The sequence below is a fragment of the Pseudoxanthomonas sp. CF125 genome, assembly GCF_900104085.1.
Classification (GTDB): Bacteria; Pseudomonadota; Gammaproteobacteria; order Xanthomonadales; family Xanthomonadaceae; genus Pseudoxanthomonas_A.
Genome location: NZ_FNLD01000001.1, coordinates 1,101,450 through 1,118,887, shown reverse-complemented (window position 1 = coordinate 1,118,887; position 17,438 = coordinate 1,101,450). Strand labels below are relative to the sequence as shown.

15 protein-coding genes are annotated in these 17,438 nt (G+C 64.6%); 11 read left to right on the top strand and 4 right to left on the bottom strand.

Annotation, left to right across the window (positions count from 1 at the left end; translation table 11 throughout):
* Positions 1–8: 8 nt before the first annotated feature.
* The 4 genes from panB to pgi all read left to right on the top strand — a co-directional run bounded on the left by panB (position 9) and on the right by pgi (position 3,884).
* Positions 9–821, top strand: a complete 813-nt coding sequence (gene panB, locus BLR66_RS04885; RefSeq protein WP_093280474.1) for a 3-methyl-2-oxobutanoate hydroxymethyltransferase — start codon at positions 9–11, stop codon at positions 819–821.
* Between the two features lie 40 nt (positions 822–861).
* Positions 862–1,704 (top strand): pantoate--beta-alanine ligase, encoded by an 843-nt coding sequence (gene panC / locus BLR66_RS04880; protein WP_093280473.1) that lies wholly within the window; start codon positions 862–864, stop codon positions 1,702–1,704.
* Between the two features lie 285 nt (positions 1,705–1,989).
* Positions 1,990–2,370: an aspartate 1-decarboxylase gene (gene panD / locus BLR66_RS04875; RefSeq protein ID WP_093280472.1), complete on the top strand. Its 381-nt coding sequence runs from the start codon at positions 1,990–1,992 to the stop codon at positions 2,368–2,370.
* Positions 2,367–3,884: a glucose-6-phosphate isomerase gene (gene pgi, locus BLR66_RS04870; RefSeq protein ID WP_093280471.1), complete on the top strand. Its 1,518-nt coding sequence runs from the start codon at positions 2,367–2,369 to the stop codon at positions 3,882–3,884. The genes panD and pgi overlap by 4 nt, the downstream gene beginning before the upstream one ends.
* A 206-nt stretch (positions 3,885–4,090) precedes the next feature.
* Here the strand turns inward: pgi and queG are convergent, their stop codons facing one another.
* Entirely contained in the window at positions 4,091–5,158 is a 1,068-nt protein-coding gene (queG, locus tag BLR66_RS04865; RefSeq protein WP_093280470.1) for a tRNA epoxyqueuosine(34) reductase QueG, read from the bottom strand.
* A 23-nt stretch (positions 5,159–5,181) separates the two neighbouring features.
* Between queG and BLR66_RS04860 the strand changes: the two genes are divergently transcribed.
* The 7 genes from BLR66_RS04860 to BLR66_RS04830 all read left to right on the top strand — a co-directional run bounded on the left by BLR66_RS04860 (position 5,182) and on the right by BLR66_RS04830 (position 14,281).
* Positions 5,182–6,666: an NAD(P)H-hydrate dehydratase gene (locus BLR66_RS04860; protein ID WP_093280469.1), complete on the top strand. Its 1,485-nt coding sequence runs from the start codon at positions 5,182–5,184 to the stop codon at positions 6,664–6,666.
* Complete coding sequence (tsaE, locus tag BLR66_RS04855; RefSeq protein ID WP_093280468.1) at positions 6,666–7,187, top strand: tRNA (adenosine(37)-N6)-threonylcarbamoyltransferase complex ATPase subunit type 1 TsaE; 522 nt, start codon at positions 6,666–6,668, stop codon at positions 7,185–7,187. The genes BLR66_RS04860 and tsaE overlap by 1 nt, the downstream gene beginning before the upstream one ends.
* A gap of 36 nt (positions 7,188–7,223) precedes the next feature.
* Positions 7,224–8,822 carry an N-acetylmuramoyl-L-alanine amidase gene (locus BLR66_RS04850; RefSeq protein ID WP_093280467.1) on the top strand — a complete coding sequence of 533 codons (1,599 nt, stop codon included), beginning with the start codon at positions 7,224–7,226 and terminating at the stop codon, positions 8,820–8,822.
* A 65-nt stretch (positions 8,823–8,887) separates the two neighbouring features.
* Positions 8,888–10,726: a DNA mismatch repair endonuclease MutL gene (mutL, locus tag BLR66_RS04845; RefSeq protein ID WP_093280466.1), complete on the top strand. Its 1,839-nt coding sequence runs from the start codon at positions 8,888–8,890 to the stop codon at positions 10,724–10,726.
* Between the two features lie 37 nt (positions 10,727–10,763).
* The gene (locus BLR66_RS04840) at positions 10,764–11,681 is read left to right on the top strand and encodes a DUF1684 domain-containing protein (protein ID WP_093284349.1); all 918 of its coding nucleotides are present in this window, start codon (positions 10,764–10,766) and stop codon (positions 11,679–11,681) included.
* An 11-nt stretch (positions 11,682–11,692) separates the two neighbouring features.
* Positions 11,693–12,673, top strand: a complete 981-nt coding sequence (locus tag BLR66_RS04835; RefSeq protein WP_093284344.1) for a TraB/GumN family protein — start codon at positions 11,693–11,695, stop codon at positions 12,671–12,673.
* Positions 12,674–12,709: 36 nt separating this feature from the next.
* On the top strand, positions 12,710–14,281 hold the full coding sequence (locus tag BLR66_RS04830; protein ID WP_093280465.1) for a tetratricopeptide repeat-containing sulfotransferase family protein: 1,572 nt from the start codon (positions 12,710–12,712) through the stop codon (positions 14,279–14,281).
* Between the two features lie 10 nt (positions 14,282–14,291).
* Here BLR66_RS04830 and rnfB read toward each other — a convergent pair whose 3' ends face one another.
* The 3 genes from rnfB to BLR66_RS04815 form a co-directional block, all read right to left on the bottom strand.
* Complete coding sequence (gene rnfB / locus BLR66_RS04825) at positions 14,292–14,693, bottom strand: Rnf electron transport complex subunit RnfB (protein WP_093280464.1); 402 nt, start codon at positions 14,691–14,693, stop codon at positions 14,292–14,294.
* A 21-nt stretch (positions 14,694–14,714) separates the two neighbouring features.
* Positions 14,715–16,796, bottom strand: a complete 2,082-nt coding sequence (metG, locus tag BLR66_RS04820; protein ID WP_093280463.1) for a methionine--tRNA ligase — start codon at positions 16,794–16,796, stop codon at positions 14,715–14,717.
* Positions 16,797–16,917: 121 nt separating this feature from the next.
* The gene (locus BLR66_RS04815) at positions 16,918–17,358 is read right to left on the bottom strand and encodes a DUF2147 domain-containing protein (RefSeq protein ID WP_093280462.1); all 441 of its coding nucleotides are present in this window, start codon (positions 17,356–17,358) and stop codon (positions 16,918–16,920) included.
* Between the last annotated feature and the right edge of the window lie 80 nt (positions 17,359–17,438).

Here is a 17,438-nt window from a genome sequence, read left to right as displayed (position 1 = left end):
ATCAACCGATGAGCACACACGCCGATATCAAGAAGTGGACCCTGCCGGGACTGGCCGCCGCCAAGCGCGAACAACGCAAACTGGTGATGCTGACCGCCTACGACTACAGCTTCGCGCGGGTGGCAGACACCAATGGCGTGGACCTGGTGCTGGTCGGCGATTCGCTGGGCATGGTGGTGCAGGGCCGCGATTCGACTTTGCCGGTCACGGTGGAACACATCGCCTACCACACCGCCGCGGTCGCACGCGGGCTGAGCCGTGCGATGCTGATCTCCGATCTTCCTTTCCAGTCCGACGCTACTCCCGAGCGCGCGCTGCAGGCCTCTATCGCGCTGCTGCAGGCTGGCGCGGAAATGGTGAAGCTGGAGGGCGCGGGCCACAAATTGGAAGTCATCCGCTTTCTGGTCGAACGCCATATTCCGGTCTGTGCGCATCTTGGCCTGACCCCGCAGTCGGTGCTGAAGTTCGGCGGCTACAAAGTACAGGGCCGCGATGAGCAGGCCGCCGCCAAACTCCGTTCCGACGCGCAGGCGGTGGCCGATGCCGGCGCTTCGATGCTGGTGCTCGAATGCGTACCGTCGCCGCTAGCCGCGGCCATCACCGCTGCCAGCGCCATTCCCACCATCGGCATCGGCGCCGGTCCGGACTGCGATGGCCAGGTGCTGGTGCTGCATGATTTCCTGGGCATCGACACGGGCCATCGCAAACCGAAATTCGTCAAGGATTTCCTGGCCGAAGGCGGTTCCATCGCGGGCGCCATAGCTGCCTATGCCACTGCGGTGCGCGATGGCTCGTTCCCCGATGCGGAACATTCCTACTGAACGCTCCTAAAAAAAGCCGGCGCCCGCATAAGGAAGCGCAATGATCGAAACCATCACCGAACTCGATGCGCTGCGCGCGCGGGTCAATGGCTGGAAGCGCGAGGGGCTGCGGGTCGGTTTCGTGCCGACCATGGGCAATCTGCACGCCGGCCATTACTCGCTGGTGATGCTGGCGCGGCAGTACGCCGACCGCGTGGTGTCCAGCGTGTTCGTCAATCCGACCCAGTTCGGCCCCAACGAAGACTTCACCCGTTATCCGCGCACGCCCGAAGCCGACACCACCGGGCTGGAAGGCGCGGGCTGCGACGTGCTGTGGTTGCCGACAGTGGAGTCCATGTATCCCTTCGGCGTCGAACTGGCCGCCAGGATCAATGTGCCCGGCGTCAGCAGCGTGCTGGAAGGCGCGCACCGCCCCGGGCACTTCGACGGCGTCTGTACGGTGGTCACGCGCCTGTTCAACCAGGTGCAACCCGACGTGGCCTCGTTCGGCAAGAAGGATTTCCAGCAGCTGGCCGTGATCCGGCAGATGGTGACCGATCTGGCTTTCCCCATCGAAATCCTGGGCGGCAGCATCGTGCGCGAAAGCGACGGTCTGGCGATGAGTTCGCGCAATCAATATCTGTCGGCGGACGAGCGTCCGGCCGCAGCCGAGATCCGCAAGACGCTGCTGGCGATGCGCACTGCCGTAGCGTCCGGACAGCCCCGTCTGGAGGTGGAAGCGGAAGCTTCGCGCAGGCTGGCCGCGGCGGGTTTCGCCGTGGATTACGCCGCGGTCAGGCGTCCGGACCTGAGCGAGCCGGAAGACGGGGAAAAATCCGCCAGGGTCGCGCTGATCGCCGCCAAGCTGGGCAGGACCCGGCTGATCGACAACCTGGAGTTCTAGTTCCTTCTCCCCTCGGGAGAAGAGCCTGCCCCGTACTTGATGCGGGGTGCCCGGAGGGCGAACGCCGCGCAGCAAGCACTCTTGGGGTGTGAGGGTATGGCGAAGCGACGACCCGCCGCTTTGTAGGGGCATGGCAATAAGCGGCTTTGCGGATGTGGCCAGATTGCCGTGATCTGTGCTCCGTTTCTCCGCCATACCCTCACCCCAACCCCTCTCCCGATGGGAGAGGGGCTTTTAAGCAGCCAATTGCTAAACTCCATTCCCCCTCGAAAAGTTTGCGCAGCCATGCAGCTCAGCCTCCTGAAAGCCAAGATCCACCGCGCCACCGTCACCCATTCCGAGCTCAACTACGAAGGCTCCGTCGCCATCGACGCATTGTTGCTGGAAGCCAGCGGCATTCGCGAGTTCGAGCAGGTGCATGTCTGGGACGTGACCAACGGCAGCCGCTTCAGCACCTATGCGCTGCGCGCCGACGAGGGCAGCGGCATCATCTCCTTGAACGGCGGCGCCGCGCGGCATGTGCAGGTCGGCGATCTGGTGATCATCGCCGCTTTCGCCTCCATGAGCGAACAGGAAGCGTCTGTGTTCAAACCGAACCTGGTCTATGTCGATGCCGACAACCGCGTGACCCACACCAACCATTCCATTCCCAAGCAGGCGGCATGAGCATGAAGCCGGGCTTCGACACGCTGCAATCCCACGCTTCCCGCCTGCGGGGCGAGAAGCCACCGTCGTTGTTGGCGAAGGATCCGGCGCGCGCGCGCGATTTCGCCCTGCGCCAGGGATCGCTGTACTTCAATTTCGCGCGGCAGTCCTACGACCGCGATGCATTGGCCGCGCTGCTGGGTCTGGCGCAATCGCGCGACATGGCCGGTGCGTTCCGGCGCTTGTTCGACGGGGAGAAAGTCAACGTCACCGAAGGCCGCGCTGCGCTGCATACGGCTCTGCGCGGCAACCATTCGGGCGCGGCGATAGCGCGCGAAGCCTTCGCGACCGCCAGTGCGACCCGCCAGCGCATGGGCGCGGTGGTCGCGGAGCTGGAAGCCAGCGGCATCACCGATATCGTCAGCGTCGGCATCGGCGGTTCCGACCTGGGGCCGCGATTGGTGGCCGATGCGCTGCGCGCGCCGGCGGGCGGCCGTTTCCGCGTGCATTTCCTTTCCAATGTGGACGGCGCTGCTGCGCAACGCACGCTGGCGCCGCTGGATCCGGCGCGCACCGCCGCCATCCTGATCTCCAAGACCTTCGGTACGCAGGAAACGCTGCTCAACGGCGGCATCCTGCGCGACTGGCTGGGCGGCAGCGAACCCCTGTATGCGGTCAGCGCAAACCCCGAGCGTGCTGCGGCCGCATTCGATATCGCGGCCGAACGCGTGCTGCCGATGTGGGATTGGGTGGGCGGGCGTTATTCGCTGTGGTCGGCGGTCGGCCTGCCGATCGCGCTGGCGATCGGTTTCGACCGTTTCGAAGAACTGCTGGAGGGAGCGTCGGAGTTCGACGCGCATGTGCTGAATTCGCCGCTGGAAGCCAACATCTCGGTTCGCCATGCGTTGACGGCCGTTTGGAACCGGAATGTTCTGGGCCATGCGGCGCATGGCGTGATGACCTACGACCAGCGCCTGGCCTTGCTGCCCGCCTACCTGCAGCAACTGGTGATGGAAAGCTTGGGCAAGTCGGTGAAGCTGGACGGCGGCGCGGTGGAAGTCGACACGGTGCCGGTATGGTGGGGCGGTGCGGGCACCGATGTGCAGCACAGTTTCTTCCAGGCGTTGCATCAGGGCACGCAAATCGTGCCGCTGGATTTCGTCGGCACCCTCCGCAACGACGATCCGTATGCGGAGAATCATCTGGCGTTGATGTCCAATCTTTTCGCCCAGGCCGAAGCGCTGGCCAACGGCCAGTCCAGCGACGATCCGCATCGCGCCTACGCCGGCGGCCGTCCCAGCACGCTGATGCTGCTGGACGCGCTGACGCCGCAATCGCTGGGCGGACTGATCGCCATGTACGAACACAGCGTTTACGCGCAGTCGGTGTTGTGGGGCATCAACGCCTTCGATCAGTTCGGCGTGGAGCTGGGCAAGCAGTTGGCCAATGGGTTGTTGCCGGCGTTGCGCGGCGAGGCGGAGGCTAGCGATCCGGTGACCAAGGTGCTGTTGGCGGAGCTGAAGGCGCGGGCCTAAAAAAACCAGCCGTCATCAGCCCAAAAAAAACCAGTCGTCACCCCAGCGAAAGCTGGGATCCATTTTGATCTTGATTCTGCTTCTGTTTGCGTCTGATACACCCCGCGAAAATCAAGATGGATGACCAGCCATTCGGCTGTTGAAAAGCGCTTCCAGCTTTCGCTGGGATGACGGCTTCGTGGTTTTTCCTGGTTTCTGTAAGTCCGTCACCCATGCCGCGCCAAAGCCCACCCCACATGCTCCCGTACCACCTCGGAATCATGGTCCCGGCGTGAAGCAAGCGCCGCCGTCACCGCCGGCGTAGCCGGCGCATTCCCCAATCCCACCGCGATATTGCGCAGCCAGCGTTCGTAGCCGCTGCGACGGATCGCCGAGCCTTCGGTGCGGCTGAGGAACTCGGCTTCCGACCACGCGAAAAGCTGCGGCAGGGTCGCCGTATCGAGATCGTTCCGCGCGCGGAAATCCGGCTCGTCCGTGCGCTTGGCGAATTTGTTCCATGGGCATACCAGCTGGCAGTCGTCGCAGCCGAAAATGCGGTTGCCGATCGCGGGGCGAAGCTCCTCGGGAATCGAGCCTTCGTGCTCGATGGTCAGGTAGGAAATGCAGCGACGCGCATCCAGCCGGTAAGGCGCCACGATGGCCTGGGTGGGGCAGATGTCGATGCAGCGCGTGCAGGTGCCGCAATGCGCGCTGGCGGGTGCATCGACCGGTAGCGGCAGGTCGACGTAGATCTCGCCCAGGAAAAACCACGAGCCGCCGTCCTTGTCGATCAGGCAGGTGTGCTTGCCGATCCAGCCCAGGCCTGCATTTCTTGCCAAAGCACGCTCCAGCACCGGCGCCGAATCCACGAACACGCGATGGCCGAACGGCCCGACTTCCTGCTGTATCCGTTCCGCCAGCTTCTGCAGACGCTGCCGCATCAGCTTGTGGTAATCGCGGCCCAACGCGTATCGGGCTACGTAGGCGCGCTCGCCGTTTTCCAGCGTGGTCCAGGCTTCCTCGCCGTCGTTGCGGCCGTAGTCCAGGCCGACCGAGATCACCCGCAAGGTGCCCGGAATCAGTTCGTCCGGCCGTGCGCGCTTGTCGCCATGGCGCGCCATCCAGTCCATCGAGCCGTACAGGCCCTTGGCCAGCCAGTCGCGCAGATGGGTTTCGTCCTCGCCAAGCTCGATGCCGGCGATCCCGCAACGCTGGAAGCCGAGTTCGCGCGACAACACACGCACTCGTCGGGCGAGTGCGGCTGGATCCGGTACGGCGGCGAAGGGCAAAGGCATGGGTCAAGTATAGAATCCACGCCATGTACGGATTGCTGCCCCTGTTCGACACCCACGCCGCCCGCTTGCTCGATGCCCGCGCGACGGCGTTGCTGGGAGGCGACGGTTATGTGCTGATGCAGCGGGCGGGACAGGCCGCCTGGCAGCATCTGCTGCAGCACTGGCCCGCTGCGCAGCGCGTCACCGTAGTCTGCGGGCCCGGCAACAATGGCGGCGATGGCTATGTGCTGGCACGTCTGGCACACCGTTCTGGCCGCGCCGTGAAAGTGCTGCATCTGGCCGAACACGTCCCCGGTACGGCGTTGTCCCAGCGCGCCTGCACCGACTATGTGGCGGCCGGCGGAGAGATCGCGATTTTTCCCGATGCCGTACCGCAAGGCGATGTGGTGGTGGATGCGTTGTTCGGCATCGGCCTGTCGCGTCCGCCCGATGCGTTCGCCACCGCACTGATCGACGCCATCAACGGGCAACCAGCACCGGTGCTGGCGCTGGATGTGCCCAGCGGATTGGACGCCGACAAGGGGTCGGCGCCCGGCAAGGCCGTCGTTGCTTCGCGCACCTTGCAGTTCATCGCGCGGCACGCGGGTTTGTGGACGGGCGAAGCGCTTGAACACACGGGCGAGCTCGCATTGGAGGGATTGGAGGTTCCGGGCGAGACTTTTTCCACCGTCGAATCCAGCGCGTCGCTGCTGACCCCCGAAGCGCTGTCGTACTGGTTGCTGCCGCGTCGCCGCAACACGCACAAGGGCGAGTCGGGCAGGGCGCTGTGCATCGGCGGCGACCATGGGCATGGCGGCGCGATCCTGTTGTGCGCCGAGGCGGCCCTGCGCAGCGGCGCGGGTCTGTTGAGCGTGGCGACTCGCGAGTCGCACGTGCCGGCGATGCTGGCGCGGCGTCCGGAAGCGATGGTCCGCGGCGTGGAGTCGGGAGACGAGCTGAAACCGCTGTTTTCAGGCGTCGGTGCGATAGCTATCGGCCCCGGCCTTGGCAAGGATGATTGGGGTCGCGCGATGCTCAAGCTGGCGCTGGCGGCCGGCAAGCCGCTGGTGCTGGATGCCGATGCGCTGAACCTGATCGCCGCCGAACCTCACGCGCTTGCCGATGCCATCCTGACTCCGCATCCGGGCGAAGCGGCGCGCCTGCTCGGCATCGAAACGGCCGAGGTGCAGCGCGATCGATTCGCCGCCGCGCAAGCCATTGCTGAGCGTTACCAAACGGTCGCCGTGCTCAAGGGCGCGGGCACGATCATTACTGCGCCCGGGCAGACGCCGCGCGTGCTGGGTGCCGGCAACCCAGGCATGGCGGTCGGCGGCATGGGCGATGTGCTGACCGGAGTGATCGTGGCTTTGCGGGCGAGCGGCCTGTCTGCTTTCGATGCGGCCAGCGCGGGCGCGCTACTGCATTCGCTTGCGGGCGACGCCGCTGCGGAAGAGGGCGAGCGCGGGCTTTTGCCTTCGGATCTTTTCCCTCATTTGCGACGTCTCGCCAATCCGGAGGCAATCGACTGATGCATCTGCTCCTTCCCGCAAGCGAAGCGACCGAGGCATTGGGCCGCGCGCTGGCGTCCACGCGCCCGGCGCATGCGGTCGTGCATCTGCAAGGCGATCTGGGCGCTGGCAAGTCGACGCTTGCGCGCGCACTGCTGCGGGCGCTGGGCGTCGAAGGCGCGATCCGTAGCCCCACCTATACCTTGGTGGAGCGGTATCCCATTCCCGAAGGCGAAGCCTGGCACCTGGATCTTTACCGCATCGGCGATGCGGGAGAGCTGGACTTCCTGGGCCTGGACGACGCGGTCGCTACTCTCTGGTTGGTGGAATGGCCGGAGCGCGCAGGCGCTGCGCTACCCAAAGCCGATCTGCGTGTGGAGCTGGCCACTCAGGGACTTGGTCGGGAGGCCCGGCTACTGGCCGGCACGGCAGCAGGCGAACGCTGGCTGGCGCTTCTGGCCGCTTCGGCCGAAGTTGCAGCGCTATCTTCCCGGCCACAACAGGAAGTTCCGGCAGGTTACGGATTATTAAGGGAAAAGTAGTTGCATTCCTTGGCGGATGGTGCTTGAATCCGCCGCATGCATAAGGGGATCACCCGTTTCGGCAACACCACGGTGGGCATTGCGCTCGCCTTGGGCATCGCGTGCCCCGTTTTGGCCGGCGAAGTCCGCAGTGTCAGCGTCGATACGGGCGCCACCGGCACCCGCGCCGAGATCCAGCTGGAAGGCAAGGGCGAGTACAAAACCCTGTCCCTGGCCGGTCCGGATCGACTGGTCGTCGACTTGCCTGCCTCCACCGCTATGCGCGGCCTGAGGCTTCCGGCCGGTGCCGGCATCGTCAAGTCGGTTCGCACGGGCCAGCCGACGCCGGATACCTTGCGCATCGTGTTCGATCTTTCGTCTTCGGTCGTGGCCATGAAGCCGCGTCTGGAGCCCACCAGCAGCGGCGCGCGGCTGGTGCTGGAATGGCCCGGCGACGGTCCTGCGTCCGTAGCGACGGTGGCGAAAGCGACGGCGGCCGATTCTTCGCCTGCTGCGCAACAAGCCGGCACGCCGCAAACCCCCGCGCAACAAACCAGCACCCAAGCAGCGGCACAAGCGACCGCGGCTTTGACTTCCGCCGCCGTGCAACAGGCCGTGGCCAAACCGCCGACGGTTTCGCCGCAGCTCTCCCCGCAAGCCATTCTCAATGGGCAGAGTACGCAGGCGGTGGTTCCCGCTGGCACGAGCGAGCCTCGTACCGGGCCGGCGCCGACGTCAACGCAAGCGGCGCCTGTCCAATACACCATCGCGACCGGCGTGCCCGCACCCACCACTGCTGCGGCCTCCACGCCGACCGAAACCGCTTCTGCCAACACCGGGCCCGCCTACAAGCCCGTGCCGCAGGTACCGATGCGCGCCGGCATGCGTCCGCTGGTGATCGCCATCGACGCCGGGCACGGCGGTCAGGACCCGGGCGCGCAAGGCCCCACCGGCAAGCGTGAAAAAGACGTCACCCTGGCGATGGCGCGCGAACTGGCGCGGCAGATCAACGCCACCCCGGGCATGAAGGCCTATCTGGTCCGCGACGGCGACTATTTCATTCCACTGCCCCAGCGTGCGCAGAAGGCGCGCGCCAACAAGGCGGACATGTTCGTCTCCATTCACGCCGACGCCGCCGAAAACCGCAGCGCGCGCGGTTCGTCGGTGTACGTGCTTTCGCTCAAGGGCGCTTCCTCGCAGCGGGCGCGCTGGTTGGCGGACAAGGAAAACTCCTCCGACCTGGTCGGCGGCGTGCGTCTGCAGCAGGTGGACAACACCCTGTCCTCGGTCCTGCTGGACCTGGCCCAGAGCGGGCACATGAAAGCGTCCGAGGACGCCGCCGGTCACGTGCTGGACGGCCTCAAGCGCGTGGGCAACAACCACAAGCCGAACATCGAACGCGCCAACTTCGCCGTGCTGCGCACTTCCGACATGCCGGCCATGCTGGTGGAGACCGCCTTCATCTCCAACGCGGACGAAGAGCGGCGCCTGACCGATCCGGCCTACCAGCGCAAGGTGGCGGGTGCGGTGCTGGACGGCGTGCAGACCTATTTCACCCGCCAGCCGCCGCCGGGCACGCTGTTCGCTGCGCGCGCCGCCGCCGCCGACGCGGCAGCCCGCACCACCGCGAGCGTCGGCAGCGCGGGCGCGCCGTAAGCTCCAGCCCTTCGGCTATCATCACGTCTGTTCTCCCGACGGCGCCCGCGCGCCGCCATCCGACCGTGCAGATCCGCCAACTCCCCGACACCCTCATCAACCAGATCGCCGCAGGCGAGGTGGTCGAACGTCCTGCGTCCGTGGTCAAGGAACTGGTCGAGAACGCGCTGGATGCGGGCGCGCTGCGCATCGACATAGACCTTGAGGAAGGCGGCATTCGCCTTATCCGCATTCGCGACGACGGCGGCGGCATAGCCCCGGAGGAATTGCCGCTGGCGGTCGCCCGCCATGCCACCAGCAAGATCGCCTCATTGGACGATCTGGAAGCGGTGGCCACGCTCGGCTTCCGTGGCGAGGCCTTGCCCTCGATCGCCTCGGTCAGCCGTTTCTCGTTGTCTTCGCGCCGTGCCGGCGACGAGCATGGCTCGACGCTGCGGGTCGAAGGCGGCAAGCTGGGCGAGATAACCCCCAAAGCGCAGGCGCCCGGCACCACGGTGGAAGTGCGCGAACTGTTCTACAACGTGCCGGCGCGGCGCAAGTTCCTGCGTGCCGAGCGTACCGAACTCAGCCACATCGAGGAATGGTTGCGTTCGCTGGCGCTTGCGCGCCCGGATGTGGAATTGCGCGTCAGCCACAACGGCCGTCCTTCGCGCCGCTACAAGCCCGACCTGCTCGACGCCTCGCTGCGTTTGAACGAGACGCTGGGCGAAGATTTCGCGCGTCAGGCCTTGTGCGTCGAGCATGCTGCGGCCGGGCTGCGTCTGCATGGCTGGATAGCGTTGCCGAGTTACTCGCGCGCCAGCGCCGACCAGCAATACCTCTACGTCAACGGCCGCGCGGTGCGCGACCGCAACATCGCCCATGCGGTGAAGATGGCTTACCAGGATGTGCTGTTCCACGGCCGCCAACCGGCCTATGTGCTGTTTCTGGAAATCGACCCGCTGCGCGTCGATGTCAACGTGCATCCGGCCAAACACGAAGTCCGTTTCCGCGACACGCGGCTGGTGCACGACTTCGTCTATCGCACCTTGCAGGATGCGCTGGCCGAAACGCGTGCCGGTGCGATCGCGGCAGCCACTCAAGGGGCTGCGGACAGGGCGCAGTATCCGGGCGCTGCGGCTGGGTTCGGTTCGCCGCGGCCGTGGTCGCCAACGCAACAGTCGCCGCTGGGCCTGAGCGTCGGCGAAGCTCCTGCAGCCTATGCGGCGCTCTACTCTCAATCGGGCGCCTCGCAGGCGTTCTCTCCGGATGTGGTTTCTCCGCAGGTGTTCGCCTCGCAGTCTCCAGAGCAGCGTTTGCCCACTAGCAGCGATGCCTCCATTCCTCCGTTGGGCTACGCCATCGCGCAATTGCACGGTATCTATATCCTGGCCGAGAACGCGGACGGGCTGATCGTCGTGGACATGCATGCCGCGCACGAGCGTATCGGCTACGAGAAATTGAAGAGCGCCCACGACGGCATCGGCCTGCATTCGCAACCGCTGTTGGTGCCGTTCAACCTGGCGGTGGCCGAACGCGAAGCGGAGGTCGCCGAACGCGAAGCGGAAACGCTGGCCGCGCTGGGTTTCGATGTGACCCGCAGCGGTCCGCAATCGCTCAGCGTGCGCAGCGTGCCCGCGCTTTTGGCGCAAGCCGAACCGGAAGGCCTGTTGCGCGACGTGCTGACAGACCTGCGCGAGCATGGCGAAACCAGGCGCATAGCTGCCGCGCGCGATGAACTTCTTTCCACCATGGCTTGCCACGGCGCGGTGCGCGCCAATCGCCGCCTGACCATTCCGGAAATGAACGCGCTGCTGCGCGAAATGGAAATCACCGAACGCTCGGGCCAGTGCAATCACGGCAGGCCTACCTGGGCGCGTTTTTCGCTGGCCGAAATAGATCGCTGGTTCATGAGGGGACGCTGACATGGGGAAGTTCGCGCGATACGCGCTGGTCGGGTCGATGTTGCTGGCGCTCGCCGCCTGCAGCGGCGGCAAGGGGGATTCCGCGGCAGGCAAAGCCGGCCCCGCCCCCGATCCGAGTTTCCTTGCCGACAACGCCATCTGGCGCAATGAGCGCAAACAGGATCTGCTGAAGCCCGATGGCTGGACCAGCCTGGTGGGACTGCATTGGCTGGAACTCAAGGCCCATTACGTCGGTAGCAGCGCCGGTAGCGGAATCCGCCTGGCGGTAGGTCCGCCCAAGCTGGGCATGGTGGAACAGCGCGATGGACACATCTATCTCACGCCGGAGAGCGGGGTTGCGCTGACCCTGGATGGCGAGCCCATGACCGGCAAGGGCAGGGTCGAGCTGAAAACCGATCACGACCCGGCGCCCAGTCAGATCGGTTTCGACGACGGTAAGGGATTGTTGAGTGTGATCAAGCGCGGCCAACGCTTCGGTCTGCGCATCAAGTACGCCGATGCGCCCACCCGCCTGCAGTTCACCGGGCTCGACTACTGGCCTGCCGATCCGGGTTGGAGAATCGTCGGTAAGTTCGTTCCGCATCCGCCAGGCAAGACCATGCCCATTGTCGACATCATCGGCACCTCCACCGATGCGCCGAACCCGGGCGCAGTGGAGTTCGTGCGCGAGGGCAAGACCTACCGCATCGAAGCGATGGGCGAACCGGGCAACCAACTTTTCCTGGTCTTCGCCGATCGCACCAGCGGCCACGGCAGCTATCCGGCGGGTCGCTTCATCGACACCCCGGGCCCCGATGCCCAGGGCAAGGTGGTGCTTGATTTCAACCGGGCCTACAGCCCGCCCTGCGCCTTTACGACCTTCGCGACCTGTCCTTTGCCGCCGCCCGAGAACCGTCTGGATCTGGCCATCACCGCCGGCGAAAAGACCTACGCCTCCCATCCCGCAACCCTGTGACCAGGACCGCCATGCGTCTACTCCTCTCTCGCCGCTTCAAGCCGATGCTGCTGGCTGCGCTGGCCACCCTAGCTTTCGGCGTCAATGCGGATGCGGCCAAAGCGCCGGCCGCCGCCGCCGCCGGTTCGCCGCCGGTCCCGCTGTTGTGGAAGGTGTCCGACGCCGACAACTCGGTATACCTGCTGGGCTCGTTCCATTTGCTCAAACCCAACGACTACCCGCTCTCCAAAGACGTGGACGCCGCTTTCGCCGATGCCGAATCGCTGGTGTTCGAGATGACGCCGGAGGAGATGTCATCTCCCGCACTGGGGATGCAGATGGGGCAGGCGGCGCTGCGCACGGACGGCACGCAGCTCGATAGCGAACTTCCCGCCACCACCGTCGCATTGTTGGGCGCATGGCTGAGCGCCAATGGTCCGGAGCTGCAGAAAATGGGGCTGACGCCGCAGGTGGTGCAGCTGTTCGAACCGTGGTTCGTCGGCCTCACCATCACCATCACCGAAATGACCAAGCAGGGCCTGGATCCGAAATTGGGGCTGGATTCGCACCTGGCCACATTGGCGACAGAAGCTGGCAAGCCGACGGCAGGTCTGGAAACCGGTGCGCAGCAGATCGCGTTCCTCGACGGGATGAGCAAAGAAGAGCAACTGCAGTTCCTTGCCGAGGCCTTGTCCGAATCCAAGGACGCGAAGGAAGAAACCGCCAAGCTGCATGCCGCATGGCGCGCGGGCAAGGCCGGCGTGCTGTGGCAGGACATGGGCATGCAGATGAAGAAGGAGTATCCGAATCTGTACAAACGCATCAACGTGGCGCGCAACGACGCCTGGGTGCCGAAAATCGAAAAACGCCTCACCGAATCCGGCAAGGACGACACTCTGGTGGTGGTAGGCGCGTTGCATTTGCTGGGGCCGGATGGCGTGGTGGAAAAGCTGCGCGCCAAGGGCTACCGCGTGGAGCGTATCTGCTCTGCTTGCAGGCCGGCTGGGAAGTAACGATCCATACAACAACTGCTGACCAGGCGAACCGAAATGACAGAGCCAGTCCGGCTGTACGCTCAATCCATAGAAGCATTGAATCGCGGCGACTGGATACAGGCGAGAAATCTGGCGGCAATGCTGCTGACGAGAGTGCCGCAGCATGCCGGGGTGCATTTCGTGGCGGGCGTGGCTTCGCTGCAATTGCAACAGCTGCAACCAGCCATAGATCATCTGAGGCGGGCTGTTGCGATCAACCCTGGCCGCGCCGATTACAACACGCAATTGGCGCGTGCGTTGGCAACGGGTCGTTCTCTGCGCGAAGCCATGGAAGCGGCGGACCGCGCGATGGGTACATCGCCCAACGATGCGATGACTCTGGATACGTTGGGTGTGGTTTATACCCAGGCCAACGCGCACGCAAAGGCGGTCGAAGCATTCCGGCGTGCGGCGGAACTGATGCCGGAGCGCGCTAGCTACCGTTTCAACCTGGCCACGTCGCTCACGTTCTCGGGCGACCTGAAAGCAGCCGAGCGCGAGTACGAGGCATGTATCGGCATAGATCCACGCTATTGGAAGGCGCATCTGGCGCTCTCGCAGTTATCGAAACAGAGCGAGTCCGGAAATCACATAGAGAGACTGGAATCGTTGCTGCTGCAGGTTGACAACGATATGGATGGATCGATGTACCTCAACCTGGCATTGGCCAAGGAGTACGAGGATCTGCAGCAGTACACCCGTTCATTCGAGCATCTTTCTTCGGGGAAAGCGTCCAAACGGGCATCGCGCGGCTACTCCAGCGCGCGCGACGAGGAATTGTTCAATGCCCTGGAAGCTGCTTTCCCCATTCCGGAAGCGATGACATCGGGTTGTCCGAGCTACGAGCCTATTTTCGTGATCGGTATGCCGCGCAGTGGAACAACTCTTGTTGAACGCATCATTTCCAGCCACACATCGGTGCATTCGGGCGGGGAACTGCAGAACTTCGGCGTCTGTCTGAAACGCGCTTCGGGCAGCCGCACAGCCAGCATGTTCGACCCGGACACGATAGGTCGCTGCAGGCAACTGGACTGGGACAAACTTGGCGCTAGTTACATCGCCAGCACCCGGCCGGGTACCGGCCACACGCCGCATTTCATCGACAAATTGCCGCATAACTTCCTCTTCGCCGGCTACATTGCCCGTGCGTTGCCGAACGCCAGGATCATAAACCTGCGCCGCAATCCGATCGATACGTGCCTGAGCAATTTCAGGCAACTGTTCGCGTTGACGTCGCCATTCTACGATTACTCCTTCGACTTGCTCGACACGGGCCGGTATTACTTGATGTACGACCGCCTGATGAAGCACTGGCAGAAGGTGCTTCCTGGCCGCATTCTGGATATCCACTACGAGGACATCGTAGAGTCGCAAGAAGAAGCGAGTCGTCGCCTGATCGAGTTTTGCGGCCTGCCATGGGAGGATGCCTGCTTGCAGTTCGAACGTAATCAGTCGCCGGTCGCCACTGCTAGCGCTGTACAGGTGCGTGAGCCGATCTATCGCACCGCCATGGAGCGATGGAGGCGATATGAGGGGCAATTGGGCGGGTTGATCGAACTATTGGGGGAAGCCGTAACGCCAGGCTGAGCGGTTGCGGTCAAACCATCTGGATGCAATCCACGGGACATGCGGGCAAACAGAGCTCGCAGCCGGTGCACAGCGGTTCTATCACCACGTGCATATGTTTGGCGCCACCGATGATGGCGTCCACCGGGCACGCCTGGATGCATTTGGTGCAGCCGATGCAATCGGCTTCGACGATCAGCGCGACGGCAGGAGGTTTGTGCAATCCGCGCGTCCGGTCATAGGGCAGGGCCGCCGTCGACAAGACATGCGCGAGCGCTCGTGCGCCAGCATCGCCGCCGGGCGGGCAGCGGTCTACGCCCACTTCATGCAGGGCCATGGCTTCGGCATAGGGGCGGCAACCGTCGAAGCCGCATTGCCCGCATTGGGTCTGCGGCAGGATGCGGTCCAGACGGTCGGCAAGGGCAAGGTCCATGAGGTCCGCGCCGCATCCGGATCAGCGAACCGGCATCCCGGGTTCGGCGGTATCGTCCGCGTCCAGCAGCGCCAATGCGCCGCCGTCGAAGCCTGCGGACAGGATCATGCCTTCGCTGGTGCCAAAGCGCATCTTGCGCGGCGCCAGGTTGGCGATGAACACTACGCTGCGGCCCACCAGTTTTTCGGGCTCGCCGTAGCTCGCGCGGATGCCGGAAAAGATCTGGCGCTTGCCCAGCTCGCCGGCATCCAGCTCGAAGCGCAGCAGTTTGTCGGAGCCTTCCACGAATTCGCAGACCACCACCTTGCCGATGCGCAGGTCGAGTTTGGCGAAATCCTCCATCGAGACGAAAGCGTCTGTCTTGGCCCCATCGGGAGTGGCGGCCGTCGCTTTCTTGGCGGCTTCCTTGGATACGGTCGGTTTGGTTTCCGGCACCGCGGCGGGCGGTGCGCCCATGGTGTCTTTCGAGGCTTCGGTCATGGCGTCGATCTGCTTCGGGTCGATACGGGTGAACAGCGGCAGGTAGGGCTTGACCGCGTGCGCCAATAGCGGCGTGTCCAGATCCTGCCAGGCATAGACGGGTGCGGCGAGGAAGGCTTCGGCCTGCGTCGAGGTATGCGGCAGGATCGGCTTCAGGGCGGCAGACAGCACGCGGAACAGGTTCAGGCCCTGCGTGCATACCGCTTGCAGCTCCGCGTCGGCGCCATCCTGCTTGGCGATGACCCAGGGCTTGTTGTCGTCGATATAGCGGTTGGCTTCATCGGCCAGCGCCATGGTCTGGCGGATCGCGCCTGCGGGATCGTTGCGTTCGTATGCCTCACGGATCGGCGTCAGCGCCGCGACGAAGCGCGCATACATCGCCGCGTCGGGCAACGTCGCTGCCAGTCGCCCGTCGAAGCGCTTTTCGATGAAACCGGCGCAACGGCTGGCCAGGTTGACGAACTTGCCCACCAGGTCGGAATTCACGCGCGCGATGAAATCGCCCAGGTTCAGGTCAAGGTCGTCCACGCCACCGGAGGATTTGGCGGCGTAGTAGTAGCGCAACGCTTCCGGCTCCAGGCCTGCGTCGAGATAAGTCCGGGCCATGACGAAAGTGCCGCGCGACTTCGACATCTTCGCGCCATCCACCGTCAGGTAGCCATTGACATGCAAGCGGGTCGGCGCGCGATAACCCACGCCCTTCAGCACCGCCGGCCAGAACAGGCCGTGGAAGTTGACGATGTCCTTGCCGATGAAATGGTGCAGTTCGGTTTCGGTGCCGGCGATCAGGTGCGATTCGAAATCGATGCCGTTGCGCGCGCACAGATTGCGGAAACTGCTCAGGTAACCGATGGGCGCATCCAGCCAGACGTAGAAATACTTCCCGGGCGCGCCGGGGATTTCGAACCCGAAATACGGCGCGTCGCGGGAGATATCCCATGCGCGCAGGCCGCCCTCGGCGTCCAGCCATTCCATCAGCTTCGCCTTGACGCCGGGCAGTGCCACATCGCCGGCCATCCATTCGCGCAGGAACGATTGGAAGCGTCCCACTTCGAAGAAGTAATGGTCCGAATCGCGCAGCTCGGGCGTTGCGCCGGACAGGACCGACTTGGGTTCCTTCAGATCGGTCGGCGCGTAGGTGGCGCCGCAGTTCTCGCAGTTGTCGCCGTACTGGTCGGGCGTGCCGCAATTGGGGCAGATGCCCTTGATGTAGCGGTCCGGCAGGAACATGCCTTTTTCCGGATCGAAGAACTGGGCCACGCTGCGGCGCGCGATGTGGCCGCCGGCTTCCAGCCGCGCGTAGAACGTCTCGGTGAGCTCTCGGTTGGTGGTCGAGTGGGTCGAATCGTAATGGTCGAAGGCCACGCCGAATGCCGCGAAGTCGCGCTCGTGCGAGGCCTGCATGCCGGCGATGAAGGTTTCCGAGGTTACTCCTGCTTTTTCGGCGGCCAGCATGATGGGCGTGCCATGGGTGTCGTCCGCGCACACGAACCAGGCGGTGTCGCCGCGCAGGCGCCGGGCGCGCACCCAGATATCGGCCTGGATATAGCCGACCAGGTGGCCCAGGTGCAGGGGGCCGTTGGCATAGGGCAGGGCGGTGGTGACAAGAGCGGTACGGGTCATGGCGGGGTTCGTGGGGCGATGCGGCGATTATCGCATGCGCCGCGAAAAGCCCTGCCGCAGAAAGCTCCGGCCCGACGTAAGCCGGGCCGGAAGGGATTGCCGATGCGGTGAGGCTACCGTGTTACTCGCGGACCCAGGTCTGCGCGCGGCAGATGAAGGCGATACAACCGGAGACATCCAGTTTGTTGCCGCCGGCCTGCAGTTCGGCCTTGGATTTGTAGGTCTTGCCGTTGGCCGGATCCAGGATGGTGCCACCAGACCATTCGTTGGCGCCGTCGGCCTTCAAGTTCCAGAGGATGGTCATGCCCTTGACCGGCTTGTTCTTGTTGCTGCCCGAGCATTTGTCGCAGACCGGGTTGGGGCCGCGTTCGGAATACAGGACTTCGACCACCTTGCCGCTGTAGGTGCCGTTGGCAGCCTTGGAGATCTCGACGATCGACTTCACCTTGCCGGTCTTGTCGTCGATGGTCTTCCAGCGGCCGGTAGCGTCGGCGGCAATTGCCGACACAGACAGCGCCAGCAGGGGCAGGACCAGCAGAGTGGCGATCAGTTTGTTGCGCATGTTCCCCTCCAGGGAGTATGTGGTTGGACGCGGCCGGCGGCCGCGACTTGCCCCCTTATACCTGCATTCGCAGGCGTATG

Coding starts and splice junctions, on each gene's coding strand:
- rnfB (WP_093280464.1), bottom strand. CDS start 14,693: ATGGACCTTGCCCTTGCCGACCGTCTGGACCGCATCCTGCCGCAGACC.
- queG (WP_093280470.1), bottom strand. CDS start 5,158: ATGCCTTTGCCCTTCGCCGCCGTACCGGATCCAGCCGCACTCGCCCGA.
- BLR66_RS04835 (WP_093284344.1), top strand. CDS start 11,693: ATGCGTCTACTCCTCTCTCGCCGCTTCAAGCCGATGCTGCTGGCTGCG.
- BLR66_RS04850 (WP_093280467.1), top strand. CDS start 7,224: ATGCATAAGGGGATCACCCGTTTCGGCAACACCACGGTGGGCATTGCG.
- panB (WP_093280474.1), top strand. CDS start 9: ATGAGCACACACGCCGATATCAAGAAGTGGACCCTGCCGGGACTGGCC.
- panC (WP_093280473.1), top strand. CDS start 862: ATGATCGAAACCATCACCGAACTCGATGCGCTGCGCGCGCGGGTCAAT.
- BLR66_RS04860 (WP_093280469.1), top strand. CDS start 5,182: ATGTACGGATTGCTGCCCCTGTTCGACACCCACGCCGCCCGCTTGCTC.
- pgi (WP_093280471.1), top strand. CDS start 2,367: ATGAGCATGAAGCCGGGCTTCGACACGCTGCAATCCCACGCTTCCCGC.
- panD (WP_093280472.1), top strand. CDS start 1,990: ATGCAGCTCAGCCTCCTGAAAGCCAAGATCCACCGCGCCACCGTCACC.
- BLR66_RS04840 (WP_093284349.1), top strand. CDS start 10,764: ATGTTGCTGGCGCTCGCCGCCTGCAGCGGCGGCAAGGGGGATTCCGCG.
- tsaE (WP_093280468.1), top strand. CDS start 6,666: ATGCATCTGCTCCTTCCCGCAAGCGAAGCGACCGAGGCATTGGGCCGC.
- BLR66_RS04830 (WP_093280465.1), top strand. CDS start 12,710: ATGACAGAGCCAGTCCGGCTGTACGCTCAATCCATAGAAGCATTGAAT.
- metG (WP_093280463.1), bottom strand. CDS start 16,796: ATGACCCGTACCGCTCTTGTCACCACCGCCCTGCCCTATGCCAACGGC.
- BLR66_RS04815 (WP_093280462.1), bottom strand. CDS start 17,358: ATGCGCAACAAACTGATCGCCACTCTGCTGGTCCTGCCCCTGCTGGCG.